Annotated in this window: 8 protein-coding genes; all 8 read right to left on the bottom strand. The window is 67.9% G+C overall.

Annotated elements, in window-relative coordinates; all coding sequences use genetic code 11:
- Window positions 1-131: 131 nt before the first annotated feature.
- On the bottom strand, window positions 132-1,013 hold the full coding sequence (gene bla, locus BM172_RS01525) for a subclass B3 metallo-beta-lactamase (RefSeq protein WP_035322830.1): 882 nt from the start codon (window positions 1,011-1,013) through the stop codon (window positions 132-134).
- Window positions 1,014-1,163: 150 nt separating this feature from the next.
- Window positions 1,164-1,520 (bottom strand): tRNA-binding protein, encoded by a 357-nt coding sequence (locus tag BM172_RS01530; RefSeq protein ID WP_026634336.1) that lies wholly within the window; start codon window positions 1,518-1,520, stop codon window positions 1,164-1,166.
- Entirely contained in the window at window positions 1,517-2,806 is a 1,290-nt protein-coding gene (locus BM172_RS01535) for an NAD(P)/FAD-dependent oxidoreductase (RefSeq protein ID WP_026634337.1), read from the bottom strand. The genes BM172_RS01530 and BM172_RS01535 overlap by 4 nt, the downstream gene beginning before the upstream one ends.
- A gap of 92 nt (window positions 2,807-2,898) precedes the next feature.
- The gene (gene pbpC, locus BM172_RS01540) at window positions 2,899-5,307 is read right to left on the bottom strand and encodes a penicillin-binding protein 1C (protein WP_026634338.1); all 2,409 of its coding nucleotides are present in this window, start codon (window positions 5,305-5,307) and stop codon (window positions 2,899-2,901) included.
- A gap of 177 nt (window positions 5,308-5,484) precedes the next feature.
- The gene (locus tag BM172_RS01545; RefSeq protein WP_026634339.1) at window positions 5,485-11,520 is read right to left on the bottom strand and encodes an alpha-2-macroglobulin; all 6,036 of its coding nucleotides are present in this window, start codon (window positions 11,518-11,520) and stop codon (window positions 5,485-5,487) included.
- A gap of 320 nt (window positions 11,521-11,840) precedes the next feature.
- Window positions 11,841-12,716: a UTP--glucose-1-phosphate uridylyltransferase GalU gene (gene galU, locus BM172_RS01550; RefSeq protein WP_026634340.1), complete on the bottom strand. Its 876-nt coding sequence runs from the start codon at window positions 12,714-12,716 to the stop codon at window positions 11,841-11,843.
- Window positions 12,717-14,612, bottom strand: a complete 1,896-nt coding sequence (locus BM172_RS01555; protein ID WP_026634341.1) for a polysaccharide biosynthesis protein — start codon at window positions 14,610-14,612, stop codon at window positions 12,717-12,719.
- Complete coding sequence (locus BM172_RS01560) at window positions 14,599-15,633, bottom strand: MraY family glycosyltransferase (RefSeq protein ID WP_231504153.1); 1,035 nt, start codon at window positions 15,631-15,633, stop codon at window positions 14,599-14,601. The genes BM172_RS01555 and BM172_RS01560 overlap by 14 nt, the downstream gene beginning before the upstream one ends.
- Between the last annotated feature and the right edge of the window lie 2 nt (window positions 15,634-15,635).

The following is a 15,635-nucleotide window of genomic DNA, read 5'->3' on the forward strand; positions in this document are numbered from 1 at the left end:
CCGGAATCCAGTGGCGGTAACGTTCGAATGTCGCGAGGACATTCAAGAGCGGCACCTTGAGGCGACACGCACTGAATGCAGCGCCCCGCTACTGGATTCCGGCCTGCGCCGGAATGACGAGGTTTGAAGCGTTACGGTTTAGCCGCCCGTTCTTCCTTCAGCTTCGCCTCGAACTTCACCACCGATGACTGCGCCAACGCCTTGCAGGCCTGGCGGTCGATCATCGGATCCGGCTGCTTGCCCGCGCGGTGTGCCGCGGCGCGGTCGAGGAAATCGCTCATGTCCGGATGCGTGGTGATCAGCACATCGCAGGGCAGCGCCGCCACGATGTCGAAGGTCTTGCGGAAGCCGCTGACACGCTCGGGATGCGCAGGGTCGCTGTAGCGGTACACGCCATTGGTGAAGGCGGTGATGCTGTCGGCGTAGACCACGTCGAGGCAGCGGTCCTTCTCGCAGGAGCGCCAGGTCCAGGTGGTGGCGCCCGGCGTATGGCCCGGCGTGTAGTGCGCGGTCACCACGATGTCGCCCACCTTCACCGTGCCGCCGTCGGCCACCACGCTGACCTTGGCCACCTTGGGGAAATGCGGCGCCTCGCCGTTCTGCGGGTCTTCCGCGTAGTCGCCACCGGCCATCAGCTCTTCCGCGCCGTAGCGGCTGGCGTAGACAGGAGCGCCGCTGGCCGCCGCCAGGGCGGCTATGGCGCCGGCATGATCGAAATGCGCATGCGAGTTGAGAATCGCCTTGACGTCGCCGATGCGGAAACCGAGCGAGCGGATGTTCTGTTCCACCAGCCTGGCGTTCTCCGGCATGGTGCCGTCGATCAGCACGTGGCCTTGCGGCGAGGTGATCAGGATCGCACTGAGCCCATGCGTGCCGACGTACCAGGTATCGCCATAGATGCGGAACGGCTGTTCGGGCCTGGTCCAGCCGCGGTCGTCGGCTGCGGCGGCGTGAATCGAGGCGCAAGCCAATGCAGCGGCACCAGCGAAAAAAAGGTGTAGCGGATGCTTCATGATTCGTCCCCGGCGTAGGTTGGGGTGAGCGCAGCGAACCCCGACATGGCGGCGGTCATGCGGACCGGGTTGGGGTTCGCTGCGCTCACTCCAACCTACGATGCCTGCCTCGCATGGACTGGAGATGGCCTGCTCCGGGCAATGAATGGCTCATGCCATCCGCGTGCCATTCGGCACCGGGCGCTCGATCGCGGTAAGCACCACGCCCTCGTCGGTCGGAAAGCCGGTCAGCAGAAACTGCGAGCGAAATGGCCCGATCTGCTTCTCCGGGAAATTGATCACGCCGACGATCTGCCGGCCGAGCAGATCCTCCGGCGCATACAGCGCGGCGATCTGCGCGCTGGTCTTCTTCTCGCCGTAGGGACCGAAGTCGACCCATACTTTCCAGGCAGGCTTGCGCGCCTCGGGAAAAGCCTCCACCCGCGTGACCGTGCCGGCCACCAGCAGCACTTTCTCGAAGTCGCTCCAGCCGATCTGCGGCGTGTCCGGCGTGTTCTGTGTCGTCATGCTTCCAGTCTCGTCTTGAACCAGTCCCTGCCCTGGTGCCACCAGTAGCTCGCCTGCGCGGCCAGGTAGCCGGCGGGACGGTGCGCGCTGGCCAGGCCGTAGTCGGCGAACTGCTTCCAGCGCTGGTCGCGTTCGGCGATCGCCGCGGCGAGCAGCTCGCCCGCCGCGCAGGTCGGCGCCAGGCCGTGGCCGCCGAAGGCCTGCGCCCACCACAGTCCTTCGTCGCCGCCGCCGATCTGCGGCATCTGGTGGCGCGCATAACTCATCAGGCCGGACCAGGCATGGTCGATGCGCACGCCCTGCAGCGCCGGGAATACGCGCAGCAGGTCGCGCGTCAGCAGGCGGCGCACCGCCTGCGGCGAGCGGTTGCGGATGGAGATGCGGCCGCCCCACAGCAGGCGCGTATCCGGCAGCGGGCGGTAATAGTCGAAGGCGAAGCGCGTGTCGTAGATCGCGGCGCGCGTGTCCAGGCATGCGCGCAGCCGGTCGCCCAGCGGCTCGGTGGTCATCACATAGGTGGCGATCGGCAGGATGGCGCGGTCGATCGCGCGCCGCAGGCCGGCCAGGTAGCCGCCGCAGGCCAGCACCACGTGCTCGGCCAGCACCGTGCCCTGGTCGGTCTCCACGCGCCAGCGCAGGCCGTCGCGGCGCAGCTGCCAGGCGTCGGTGTGTTCGTGGATGCGCACGCCCTGCCCCGCGGCCGCGGCGGCCAGGCCGATGGCGAAGTTCAGCGGATGCAGGTGGAACGCGTTGCGCTCGTACAAGCCGTCGAAATAGCGCCTGGTATGCACGCGTTCGCGCAGCGCGTCCTGCGCCACCCACTCCCACTGCACGCCGTAGTGTTTTTCCAGCAGCGCCTGGCGCCGGCGCAGCACCGCCGGATCGCGGAACCAGTTGGCCCACAGCACGCCTTCGTCGACCAGATCGCAGGCGATGCCATAGCGCAGCACCTGCGCGCGGATGCGTTCGACCGCCGCGGTGGTGAGCCCGAACAGCGCGCGGGCGCGCTCCTCGCCGAGCTGATCCAGCAGGCTCTGCTCGCCCAGCGAGTAGCCGGCGAACACGAAGCCGCCGTTGCGGCCGGACGCGCCGAAGCCGACCTGCTCGCGCTCCAGCAGCACCACGTCGCGCACGCCGCGCTCGGCCAGTCCCAGCGCCGTATGCAGGCCGGCGAAACCGCCGCCGACGATGACCACCTTGGCCTCGGCCCGGCCGCGCAGCGCGGCATAGGGTTCGTAGGCGCTGGCGGTGGCGCGGTAATAGGAAGGGGCCGGTGGCTGCTTCATCGTTCCCATCGGAGGCAGGCTGCGCGGTACAGGCCTGGCAGCATAGCGCAGCGTTGCGGCAGGCCCGGCGTGACCCTTGGCAGGGGCACACCTTATTCCACCAGGCTGACACCGAGCGGCCGCGTATCGCTCATGCCGCGGTCGTCGACCACGCGCACCTCGTAGTTGCCCGCGGTCGGCGGCTGCCAGAACAGCGACTGCCCCGGCGCGCTGCTGCCGACATAGGCGTCGTTGACGAACCAGTACAGCGTGCGCGTGGCGGCGTCGCCGTTGGCGCTGAAGGCGATGCGATCCTCGTCGCGCCGCTTCAGCCGCAGCGCATAGATGCTGCCGCGCAGCGGCGAGGTGATGCCCGGCGGCTCGCCGACTGCCTCGCCGCCGTTGATGCAGGCCTCGTTGCGCGGCGGCGTGCGGCGCGGAATGCCGGCCTGGATGAACACCTGCTGCAGTTCGGACGGCCAGAACTCGTACACCTCCAGGTGCGTGCGCTTGCCGTCGTAGGGCGGACAGGCCGGCTGGCCGGTGGCGTCGTCGATCACCACCGGACGGTGCACCTGGCTGACCCGGATCGGCGACTTGCCCGGGATGAACCAGGTGCTGCCCTTCTGCGGACACCACTGGTTGGGCAGCTCGCCGCTGGCCAGGCAGATCGATACGCGCTTGAGGTTGGCCGGCATGTGCCGGATCGGCTCGGCCAGGCCCGGCTGCTCGGCGCGCAGCGCGTCGAGTATCTGGAAGAACAAGGGCGCGGCCGCCTCCACGCCGACGAAGGCCGGATTGCTGCTGCCGTCGAAATTGCCCACCCACACCACCAGCACGTAAGGGCCGAAGCTGCCGGCGGTCCAGGCGTCGCGGAAGCCCCACGAGGTGCCGGTCTTCCAATACACCGGCAGGCGGTTCGGCTGCGCGCCGGTGGTTTCGTCGGGACGCGGGTTCTGGCGCAGCATGTCCATCACCATGAAGCTGGCTTCCTCGCTGAGCAGGCGCGTGCCCTGCTTGGCCAAGGGATCGCCCGCCGCCAGCCGCAGCGGTTTCAGTTCGCCGCGATTGGCCAGCATCGCGTACAGGCCGGCCAGCTCCTGCATGGTCACTTCGCCGCCGCCCAGCACCAGGGCCAGGCCGTAGTGTTTTTCGCTGGCCAGGCGGCCGATGCCGGCGTCGCGCAGGAACTGGTAGAAGCTCGGGCTGCGCAGTTGCGAGGCCACCCACACCGCCGGGATGTTGCGGCTGCGCACCAGCGCCTCGGTCGCCGTCACGGGACCGAGGAAATGCCCGTCGAAGTTCTCCGGCGTGTACGGGCCGAACGAAGTGGGCACGTCGCGCAGCACGGTCTGTGGATGCAGCACGCCCTGGTCGAAGCCAAGCGCATAGATAAAAGGCTTGAGCGTCGAGCCGGGCGAGCGCCTGGCCAGCGTGCCGTTGACCTGGCCGTGGATGGACGCGTCGCCGTAGCCGGCCGAGCCGATCATCGCCTTGATCGCCATGTCGCGCGTATCGACCAGGATCGCCGCCGCGTTGCGCACGCCGCGCGACTGGTTGCGCTCGATGTAACGGCCGACCTGGCGTTCCAGGTTGTGTTGCAGATCCAGGTCCAGCGTGGTGGCGACCCGACTGTCGGTGGCGCCGGCATCCAGCTGCCGCGCGGCGAGCAGCTGTTCCACCGCATGCGGCGCCTCGAACGGCAGGCGCGACAGCGAGCGCAGGTTGAGCGGCAGGGCGAACAGCGGCTTCAGCGCCGCATCGGCCGGGTGCCTGCCTACCCAGCGTGCATACAGGCGGTTGCGCGAATCGGCCAGCTGGCGGTTGATCACATCGAGCGCCGGCTGTTCCGTCTCGCCGGCGGCGCGCAGGCGGCGGGTCGGATCCTGCGGCACCACGGCGAGGGTCAGCGACTCCGGCAGGGTCAGTGCCGCGGGCGGCTTGTCGAAGTAGGCCAGGCTGGCCGCGCCGACGCCTTCGACGTTGCGCCCATACGGTGCGTAGTTGAGATAGGCCTCGAGGATCTCGTCCTTCGAATAGAACAGCTCCAGCTGCACGGCGCGGCCCAGCTGGCGCAGCTTGCCCAGCGGCGAGCGTGTGTTGAGCCGCCACAGCAGGCGCGCCAGCTGCATGGTGACGGTGGAGCCGCCCTGCGGATTGCCATGGCGCACGTAGGTGACCCAGGCGCCGCGCGCCAGGCCGTAGGGATTGAAGCCGGCGTGCAGGCGGAACCAGCGGTCCTCGTGCAGCAGCACGCCCTGCACCAGCTGGGGCGAGATGTCCGCGAGCGGCACCCACAGGCGGTAGCGGTCGTCGCTGGCCAGGGTGAGGCGCAGCAGGCGGCCCTTGTCGTCGTACACCGCCGTCGACGAAGGCAGCCATTCGCGCAGGCGCGGATGCGGCCACAGGCGGCAGCCGGCCAGCACCGCGGCGACCAGCGCGGCGGCGACGAGCCAGTTCTGCCAGCGGAGGATCCAGCGGGTGAGGGCTTTGACGGCGGGATGGGCTAATAGAGCTTTCATTGCGATCGAAGCTCTACGGAGCTTCGCTATTTCCTCGGTCTCCAAGCTGGAACCCTTCTCCCTCCGGGAGAAGGTGCCGGCAGGCGGATGAGGGTACGGGCGGAGCGCAACGTACCGCTCCGCCCGTACCCTCACCCCAACCCCTCTCCCGATGGGAGAGGGGCTTTTTTCTCACGCTTACGGCTTGCGCACGGTCAACGTCGCACCGCCCGGCGAACGCGCCTGGATCTCGCGGTCGTACATCGACTCGCCATACGCCGGCGGCACGATGAACTTGCCCGCGTTGGTGGCCTTGATGCGATACACGAACTCGCGCACGTCGGTGGTGGCGATGCCGTAGATCACCACGCGGTCCTCGCGGATGTCGGCGTACTCCGGCGTCCAGGTCGAGCTGGACAGGCCGACCGGCGAGCGCCATGCGCTGGCGGACACCTTGCTGTCGCCGCCCTGGTCGTTCTGCTCGCTGCCGTCCTCCTGGTGGTCGGTCACTTCCGGCGGCGGCTGGATCACCGCCTCGAAGCCGCCGGGCAGCAGGTCGACGATGGCGATATTGGACACGTCGCGATCGCGGGTGGCGCGAATCTTCACGTGCACGTCGATCTCCTCGCCCACCTTCACCTCGCCCAGCGACTTGCCGCTGGTGTCGGTGTACTCGCGGATGATCTCCAGGCCGTCCTTCACCGCCTTGCCCGGCGCGTCGCGGTCGTAGCCGCCCTGGCTGGCCACGTACCAGGCCGATACGGAACCGCCGTTGATGTAGCGCAGGCGCGTCGCCGCGGAGGTCCAGCTGCCGGCCTGCATCAGGTTGCCCTGCAGAGTGGCGATGGCCTTCACCGCGCCGTCGGCATGCACTTCGTCGATGCCGAGCTTGGCCGTGTCGCCGGCCGTGTCATTGGCATAGGCGTCCAGCGCCAGGATGGTCATCGACGAGGACAGCGTGTTGTACCAGCGGTGCGACAGCGCGTAGCCGATGTTCTCCCACACGCGCGGCGACAGGTTCCTGGCCCGCTCGGGGAAGTGCTTGCCCAGCACGTAGAGCACGCTGGAATCGCGGATCAGCGCGTCGTAGTAGTAGCCATACACGTAGTTCTTGTCGCGGTCGTTGCGCTCAAGCAACTTCTGCGGGCCAGCGATCAGCTGCGCGGCCTGCTTGTCCTGCTTCAGCAGCTGGTAGGAGGCGGCCAGCCAGGCCGCGGCCAGGTCGTTCTTCCACTCGTCCGGATGCGCGTCCTGCAGGCGCTTCTGCACCGCCGCCAGGTCGTTGGTGGTGACGTTGCCCTGGCGGGTCAGCAGGTACACGGCGTAGGCGCGCTGGCGCAGCTTGTCCAGCGAATCCATGCCGTTGTCGCCGGCGAGCTGGCGCAGGTAATGGTTGCCCGCGTCGAACATGTCCTTCGGCACGCTCACGCCGCGGTCGCGCGCCTCGATCAGGAAGTTCATCGCGTAGGCCGACACGAACGGCTCGGCATCGGGCGTGGCCGACCACAGGCCGAAGCCGCCCTGCCCGTTCTGGCGCGAGTGCAGCACGTCGAGGAAGTTGGACAGCGCTTCCTCGTTGCTGATCTTCTTCTCCTGCAGGGTCGGCTGCAGCACGTGGGCGAACACCGGCACCACCGGCCACTTCGGCAGCACCAGGCGCGGCATCGCCGAGCTGATGATCTGCTCGCTGCAGTAGTTCTGGTAGTTGATCAGGTAACTGCTCAGGCCCTGCGCCAGCACCACCGGCAGCGACGAGATGGCGGTGTCGCGCGCGGCGTATTCGTCGTAGAGCTTGCGCAGGTCCGGCAGGTCCGCCTTGGCGCCGGCCTCGACGCGGCCGACGTCGACCTGAGTGCGGTAGGCCGAGGCCGGGCGCACCGACAGGTCCACGCTTTGCCTGGCCGACTTGCCGCTGTAGCCGGCACTGAAAGTGAGGTTGCCGGAGCCGAGCTTGTCGGTGGCCTTGACGCGGAACAGCGCCACGCCTTCGCGCATCTCGCCCAGGCTCAGGTTCTGCGTCGCCTCGCCGAGCACCTGCAACTGCGGGCCGGTCTTCAGCGTCACCGCCACGGGCACCGGCTTGCCGCCAAGGCCGGTGAGGTTATTCGCCACGCCCACGCTCACTTCGGCTTCGTCGCCCGGGGCCAGCGTGGTGGGCACGTTCGGCGACAGCACGAAGTCGCCGCGCACGGTGGTGGCGCCCTCGAAAGTGCCGACGCGATCCGGCGACACGCTCACCGCCATCACGCGCAGCTTGCCGTTGAAGTAATCCGGCACCTGGTAGGTCAGTTCCTTCTCGCCGTCCACGTCGACGATGCCGGACCAGTACGCCACCGGCTTGTCGCGCTTGCGCTTGAACGGGTTGAGCTGGCGGCCGATCGCGCCGTCCGCGTCGCCGCCGGGGGCGGCCATGGTCATCAGTTTCTCGAAGTCCGGCAGGATCAGGTCGAGGATCTGCGAGGTGCCCACTTCCAGCATGCGCTTGCGGAAGAAGAACTTCAGCGGATCGCCCAGCTTGTAGCGGGCCACCTGCAGGATGCCTTCGTCGACCGCGAACACCACCGCCTTGGTCGGCTGCGGCGAGCTGAGCTTGAAGGTGACCGTCTCGCCCGGCTTCACCAGCGCCGGCGCGTCGACCTTGAGGGCGTTGCGGCGCGCGTCGAGGTTCACCGAGAACGGCACCACGCCGTAGCTCAGCGGGCTCATGAAGATCTCGTCCGAGGACGGATCGCGGATGTACTGCACGTTGATGTAGCCGTTGCCCTCGAAGTCCGCCGGCACGGTGATGTGCTGCACCGAGCTGGTGGTATCGGCATGGAACCAGGCGTGCGCATAGACCTTGTCGCGCTCGATGGTGATCAGGCCGCTGCCCGCGTACGGCGCGCGCACGGCGATCTCCACCGCCTCGCCCGGGGCGTAGTCCTGCTTGCTCAGGCTCAGCTGCAGTTCGGCATTGCGGTCCAGCGAGCGCGACACGTTGGCATCGCCGGCCACCGAGAAGTCCACGCGGTTGACCTCGACGCGGTCGCTGCCGCGCCGGATCACCAGGGCGAAGTTGCCCGGCTTGTCGGTCGGCAGCGCGTAGTCCATGCCCGCCGCCGGGATGGTCAGCGGCTTCTCGTTGACCGCGATTTCCTTGAGCTTGGACTGGTACTTGTAGACGCCCGAATCCTGCTTGGTCAGCACCGAGATGTAGCGGCGCTCGATCAGCTCGGCGCGCAGATCCTTAAGCTCCGTCGCCTTGGCGTGGCTGTCGATCGCCACCAGGCGCACGCTGCGTGTGGTGTTGCGGCTGACGTAGTCCAGGCTGTCCGCGGCGCGGTAGCCGACCAGCCAGTCGTTGCTGGAGACCAGGGTCTGCGCCGCGGCGGCGACGTTGCGGCCGCCTTCGGCCTCGTAGGCCTTGGCCAGGAAATACAGCTGGTAGGTGGCGTCGGCGTACTTCTTCAGGTCCAGGTCGAATTCGGCATGGCCCTTGTCGTCGGTCTCGCCGTCCTGCAGGGCTTCCTCGTAGCCCTCCTTGGCGCGGCGCACGTCGTAGAAGTGATAGCCCGGCCAGCTGCGGAACTCCGGCCAGGCCGGACGCAGGGTGAGCGAGGCTTCGACGCGGCGGTTCTCCGCCGGCGTGCCGAACAGGTTCTGCACGTCGACCAGGCCCTTGAGCTGGTCCGGCTTGACCCAGCCTTCCGGCACCTGCTGCGACAGCTTGGCCTCGACCTTCATGCGGTCGGGCAGGAATTCCTTCACCTGCACGGTGGTGCTGCCGATCTGCGCGCCGGCCTTGCCGTCCTTGACGATGTACAGGTTGACGGTCCAGGTGCCGGTGGGCGCGGTTTCCGCCGGCGCGTAGGAGAGCTCGCCGAAGCCGCTGGCGTCCATGCTCAGCGGCAGCTGCTTCACCGAGACGCCGCGCGGATCGACGATCTCCGCCTGCAGCGGCACGCCGGCCACGCTGCGCGTCCAGCTGGCCGCGCGCACGATCAGGCCGATGTGGAAGGTGTCGCCCGGGCGGTAGATGCCGCGATCGGAGAACAGATAACCGGACAGCTGGCCCTGGTTGGTGGCGTTGCGCTCGCCGCCGATGTCGAAGCGCGAGTAGTCCAGCTGGCGGTCGTAGCTGCCGATCGGCAGGAAGGAGAGGTCCTCACCCTTCCTGACCAGGTACATCACCGGGCGCTTCTCGCGCTCCAGGCCCTTGAGCGTGGGGAAATGCACCACGCCGTCGGCGCCGGTGCTCTCGCTGAAGAGAGTCTGCCCGTTCACCGCGAGCACGGAGACGGTGGCGCCGCCGACCGGCTGGCCGTCGTGGATGGACTGCACGAACACGTCCTGGCTGCCGTCGACGGCGCGCTTGACCAGCAGGCCGAGATCGGTGACCACGACCAGGCGGGTGTCGACCGGATCGGGCGTGTTGCTGGCGTCGCCTTCGTAGCCTTCGCCTTCGGATTCACCTTCGGATGCGGCGCCTTCGGATTCGGCGCCTTCGTTCGATGCGTCGGTGCTGCGCGGCGCGGCCTGCAGCCCCTGCTCCGCCGCCTTGGCGGCATCCGCCTGCTTCTTTTCGGCAGCCGCGTCGTAGGCCGCCAGATGCAGCAGGAACACGCCGCGCTTGCCGTCCTTCAGGTACTGCGCCAGATCGACGCCTTCATAGTGCGCCTTGCCCGGATCGCCCTTGGGGAAGCTGCGCTTCTGCTCGAAGCGGTCGACGATATGGTCTTCGCTGAAGGAATAGTTCAGCGACGGATGCGCGTAGTTGCCTTCGTTGAGGCTGACCAGGTGCTGCAGCTGGTCCGGCAGCACGCGGCCGACTTCCACCTTCATGCCCGGCAGGTTGCGCGACACCACCGAGATGCGCTTGCTGCCGCTCAGCGACAGCAGCGAGCCGTCGGCCATGAAGCGCAGCAGCTTGGGATAATCCGGCACGGTGAAGGCCTGCACCGCCGGCTTGCCGAGGATGTAGCCGCCGAACGACTTCAGGCCCTTCTCCACGCGCACATAGACGCGCTGGCCGGGCTCGGCGTGGAACTTGAAGCTCTGGCCGGCTTCGTACTCGTTCTCGGTCGGTACCAGTTCGAGCTTGAGCGGCTGCGCCTTGCGCAGCACGTCCTCGCCCACCTGCGAGACATCCCACGGATACGGCGATTCGTCATCGCCCTGCTCCACCTGCGGATTGCGCTTGGGCAGGATCCAGGCCTTGGTCAGGCCGCCCAGTTCGCTGTCGCGCACCGTGCCGCTGACGCCCAGCACCAGCACCTGCTCGGGCTCGTACTTGTCGTTGTCGACCAGGGTCGGCGAGATGTCATCGATGGTGAGGCTGTACAGGCCCGGCACCTTTACCTCGGTGTCGAGCTTGTCCTTGTAGGCGTCGCCGCCGCGCAGGCTGCGCACGCCCTTGTCGAGCGCGTACTTCACCGCGCCGTCGTCGCGCGGCAGCGCCAGCGGCTGCGAATGGATCCAGGCGTGCAGCTTGTACGGGTCGTAGGTGACAGTGTACTTCAGCGCGCTGTCGGAGCTGCCCTTCTGGGTGAGGGTGAGCGCGATGCGCTTCTCGAACTGCGCGGGGTCCACCGGATAGTTGAAGTCCACCGGTTGGATGGTCTTCTTGGCGGTGGCGTCCTGCGGGTCCTGGTAGAACTCGCCGCGGCCGAACTTCACGGTGAACGGCTCGGTGTCGAAGCTGAAATGGTCGTCGGCCATCAGCACGTGCGGCGCGAACGACTTGGGCACGTCGAAGCGCACCTCGAAGTGCTTGCCGACCGGCCAGTCCTCGGACGGCGCGAAGTGCAGCGTGCGGTCGTCCTGCCAGGTCCACTGCCCCTTCACCACCGGGTCCATCACCACACCCGTGGTGACCGGCTTGCCGACCAGCTCCAGCGGCGCGGCGGAGCGCGAGAACTGCACCACCAGCGGGTGGTAGCTGATGGTCTGCGCGGTGTAGTCGGTGATGCCCGGCTTGCTCACCTCGAAGGTGATCCGGGTCGGCTCGACCGGCCTGGGCCGGTTCTTGTACCACTGCCAGCCGAACCAGCCGCCCGCGGCGATCGCCACGGCGGCCAGCACGATGCCCGCCGAGTGCAGCGGCTTGCGCTTCACGAAGGAGCCCGTGGCGGGCACCCAGCCCGGCGCGGACCAGGACACGTTGCCGATCAGCGGCCGCAGCAGCAGCGCGATGACATAGAGCAGGCCGCGTACCAGACGCAGGGGCAACGAGAGCAGAAACCGCAGCAAATCCATAATGCTTCCTGGCAATTCATCCGATGAAGACACAAGACGGCGCTAGGCCGGACTCGGGCCAAATCCCGCATGCGACGACGCCGCCCCACGGATGTGGAACAGCGCGATCGAGAGGTTTTCCCCTTGCTGCATCCTGCCTGCGATTCCTGGCGGAATGCGGGAGGGATTGTGGCATGGCGCCGGTGGGATTTGGGCGGCCGGATGCCTGCTGTTTCGCCGGCGTAGGTTGGGGTGAGCCGAAGGCGAACCCCAACGAACCTTCCCCTGGTCGCCATGTTGGGGTTCGCCTTCGGCTCACCCCAACCTACGCCGCTGCTGCCTCAGAGCCCCGCGAGCAGCTCGCGCACCACCGGGGCGAGCTTGGGATCCTGCAATGCCATGTGCATGGTGGCGCGCACCAGGCCGGCCTTGTTGCCGCAGTCGAAGCGGGTGCCTTCGAAGCGGTAGGCGAGCACCTTGCCCTGCTCCTTGAGCAGGGCGTCGATCGCGTCGGTCAGCTGGATCTCGCCGCCGGCGCCCGGCGTGGTCTTTTCCAGCAGCTCGAAGATGCGGCCGGGCAGCACGTAGCGGCCGACCACCGCGAGATTCGACGGCGCCTCGGACGGCTTGGGCTTTTCCACCATGTGGCGGATCTGCGCGCTGCGCGGATCGATCGGGGTGGCGTCGACGATGCCGTACTTGTCGGTATCGGTCTGCGGCACTTCCTCCACCGCGATCACGCCACCGGCGCCCTGGCCCTGCGCCAGCTCGGCCATCTGGCCCAGCGCGCCCTTGCCCTGGTTCCAGATCAGGTCGTCCGGAAGGATCACGCCGAACGGCTCGTCGCCGACCACAGGCTTGGCGCACAGCACCGCATGGCCCAGGCCCAGCGCTTCGGGCTGGGTGACGAAGATGGCGCGCACGTTGCGCGGCAGCGTGCCCTGCACCAGGGCGAGCAGTTCGTCCTTGCCCTTTTCCTGCAGCTTGGCTTCGAGTTCGTAGGCCTTGTCGAAGTAGTCGGCGATGGCGTGCTTGTAGCGGTTGGTGACGAATACCAGCGTATCGGCGCCGGCATCAACGGCTTCATCGACGGCGTACTGGATCAGCGGCTTGTCCAGCACCGGCAGCATTTCCTTGGCGACCACCTTGGTGGCCGGCAGAAAACGCGTGCCCAGGCCCGCCACGGGAAAGACCACCTTGCGCAGAGGCTTGCTCACTCACTTCTCTCCTGATTCATTGCGACGGATCGACACCACGTTGTCCGGCTGCGCCACGTCGCTCCAGCGGAACGACGGCAGCAGACTCGACACGCAGCGCCTGAGGGTTTCCTCATCGTAGGCGACCGTGGCTTCGGACGCCTTCACCAGCTGGGCCTGCAGCAGGTCCCAGCCGACCTGGCGGTACTGCGCCAGGAAGATCTTGGCGTGCGCGGTCGCCGTGTAGTTCTCCAGCGGATGGAACAGCTCTTCGAACAATTTCTCGCCGGAACGCAAACCGGTGAACACGATGGGGATCTCGGTGCCCGGCTTCTTGCCGGCCAGGCGGATCATCTGCTCGGCGAGGTCGCGGATCTTCACCGGCTCGCCCATGTCCAGCGCGAAGATCTCGCCGCCCTTGCCCAGGCTGGCCGCCTGCAGGATCAGCTGGCAGGCCTCCGGGATGGTCATGAAGTAGCGCGAGATTTCCGGGTGGGTGATGGTGACCGGACCGCCCGCGCGAATCTGCTTGCGGAACAGCGGCACCACGGAGCCGGCCGAATCCAGCACGTTGCCGAAGCGCACCGTGATGTAGCGGGTGGTCGAGCGCGCATCGAAGTTCTGGCACCAGATCTCGGCGATGCGCTTGCAGGCGCCCATCACGCTGGTGGGATTGACCGCCTTGTCGGTGGAGATCAGCACGAAGCATTCGGCGTGGTGGCGGTCGGCCAGGTCCGCCATGTTGCGCGAGGCCAGCACGTTGTTGCGGAAGGCGGAGCGCAGCTGGCCCTGCAGCAGCGGCACGTGCTTGTAGGCGGCCGCGTGGAACACCACCTGCGGCTTGAATTCCACGAACAGGCGCGTCATCGCGGCCGGATCGCCGCAGTCGGCCAGGATCGGCTCGAACAGCAGCTCGGGGAATTCCTGGCGCAGTTCCTGCGCGATCTGGTACAGGTTGAACTCGCCGTTGTCGACCACGCACAGCGACTGTGCGCCCAGGCGCGCCACCTGCCGGCACAGTTCCGAGCCGATCGAGCCGCCGCCGCCGGTGACCAGCACGCGCTTGCCGGTAAGAGTCTCGCGGATCGCGGTCCAGTCCAGTTCCACCGCGTCGCGGCCGAGCAGGTCCTCGATCGCGACTTCCTTGATCTCGTTGAACTGGGCGCGGCCGGCGACCACGTCCTCCAGCTTGGGCACGGTGCGGTACGGCAGGCCGGTCTGGTCGCAGAGTTCGACGATGCGGCGCATTTCCTCGGTGGAAGCACCGGGCATGGCGATCAGCAGCATCTGCGCGGCCACTTCGCGCGCCAGTTCCGGCAGCAGCTCGATCCGGCCCAGCACCGGACGGCCGTTGATGCTGGCGCCGCGCAGGCTGTCGTGGTCGTCGACGAAGCCGACCACGGCGTAGCGGCTGTCGCGGTGCAGGTCGCGCGCCAGCGCCTCGCCGGCGCGGTCGGCGCCGACGATCAGCACGCGCTGCACCGGCTGCGACTGGAACATGTCGATGCGGCTGTCCTTCCAGAAGCGGTAGGCCAGGCGCGGGCCGCCCAGCAGCATCGACAGCACCACCGGATAGACCAGCAGCACCGAGCGCGGCACGTCTTCCAGGCGGTTGTACAGGAACAGGATCAGGCCGATCGCCAGCGAGCCGATCACCGCGGCGCGCAGGATGTTCCACAGGTCCGGCAGGCTGGCGAAGCGCCACAGGCCGCGGTACAGGCCGGTCCAGTTCAGCACCAGGCCCTGCACCGCCAGCACCAGCGGGAACTCGAGCAGGTGGAAATGCACGCTGACGTCGCCCACCAGCGCGTAGCGCAGCGACTTGGCCACCCACCAGGCCAGCGCCGCCATCAGCAGGTCGTGCAGCACGACGGCCGCACGCGGGTGGATGACAGCGATCAGTTTACGTACGGACATGACGGGCCTTGTGCTGGATACGCCACAGACAGTAGCGCCTGGCGAGCATCCAGGCTGCGCCAGCGATCAAATATGCGACGGCGCAGATCGTCCATCCCCAGCCTGGACAGAACCATGACAGCCACGCCAGCGGCGCCGCGATCAGCAGGTTCCAGGCCAGATAGCACGTATCTCCCCCAGCGTGCGACATCCCACTGCGAACCAGCCATTGGTACAGGTGTTCGCGGTGCGGAGCGTACCAGCGCCGTCCCTTCAGGAAACGACTGAGCAGGGTAAGGGTGGCGTCCGTTACGAAGGATGAACTCAGGATCGCGGCGGGCCACAGCAGGCCGGGGTCGACCCGCCACAGCAGCACGGTGAAGGCGAACAGCAGGAACCCCAGGGTGCCGCTGCCCACATCGCCCATGAAGATCGCCGCGCGCGGCCGGTTGTAGCACCAGAAGCCCAGCGCAGCGGCGGCCAGGCAGGCGGCGGACACGGCCAGGGCCACCTGCCCCGCCCCGCCGGCCAGCACGGCCAGCCCCACGGCCACGAACAGGCCCTGCTGGGCCAGCAGGCCGTCGATGCCATCCATGAAATTATGCAGGTTGATGCTCCAGGCGCCGCCGAGCACCAGCAGGGGCAGCCACAGCCAGGACGTGCCCTCGAAGGCCAGCGTGCTGCCGAACAGCAGGCACGCCCCCAGCTGTACGCCCAGGCGCGGCAGCACGGGCAGTGAATGATGGTCGTCCCACCAGCCGATCGCCGCCACCAGCACCGTCGCCAGCGCAAACGCCACCGCCAGCTGCCAGGGCCACGCCGGCGCGAACAGCAGCAGCGCCCACGGCGAGGTCGCCAGCACCGCGATCACCACACCGATGCCGCCGCCGCGCGGGGTGGGAATGGAATGCGAACGGCGCTGGCCGGGTTGATCGAGCATGCCACGCGAACGGGCATAAGCGATCGCGGCAAGCACGATCGCCAGGGCAAGTACGAGCGCAGCCAGCACCATTGCGGAGGCCAGCACGGGAGGCATCATCATCG

Source organism: Dyella marensis (assembly GCF_900112865.1).
Lineage (GTDB): Bacteria > Pseudomonadota > Gammaproteobacteria > Xanthomonadales > Rhodanobacteraceae > Dyella_D > Dyella_D marensis_A.